The sequence below is a fragment of the Bradyrhizobium sp. NBAIM08 genome (genome assembly GCF_020193935.1).
Classification (GTDB): Bacteria; Pseudomonadota; Alphaproteobacteria; order Rhizobiales; family Xanthobacteraceae; genus Bradyrhizobium; species Bradyrhizobium yuanmingense.
The window spans coordinates 1-390 of sequence record NZ_JADYVR010001204.1 but is presented as its reverse complement, the minus strand read 5'-3'; the positions used below and the strand labels follow the sequence as shown (position 1 = coordinate 390).

Annotated in this window: 1 protein-coding gene; it reads left to right on the top strand. The window is 56.7% G+C overall.

Annotated features, from left to right (window positions below; all coding sequences use genetic code 11):
• Positions 1-390: O-antigen ligase family protein (locus tag I6F37_RS44155; protein WP_225155008.1), on the top strand; the 390-nt coding region annotated here is incomplete at both ends.

The window sequence follows — 390 nt, the reverse complement described above, 5'->3', positions numbered from 1 at the left end:
GGTGGGCTCTTCATTCTGATCACGGGAGGCGGTGAGAAGGTCTGGGGCCCCGCGGGTAGCTATATTACCGACAACAATGCACTCGCCGCCGCGACGGTCATGATGATTCCGTTGATGCGGTATCTCCAATTGACCAGCCCGCATCGCTACGTACGATGGGGTTTGACGGCCATGATGGTGTTCTGCGGCATATCAGTCCTCGGCAGTTACTCACGCGGGGCATTTTTGGCAGTGAGCGCAATGGTCGCAGTACTATGGTGGAAGGGGCGTCACAAGCTGCCGGTTCTTTTCGTGGTCATCTTGGTGATGCCGTTTGCGATTTCATTCATGCCGGACCGATGGCATAACCGCATGGATACCCTTAACACCTACGAGGAGGATGGCTCGGCC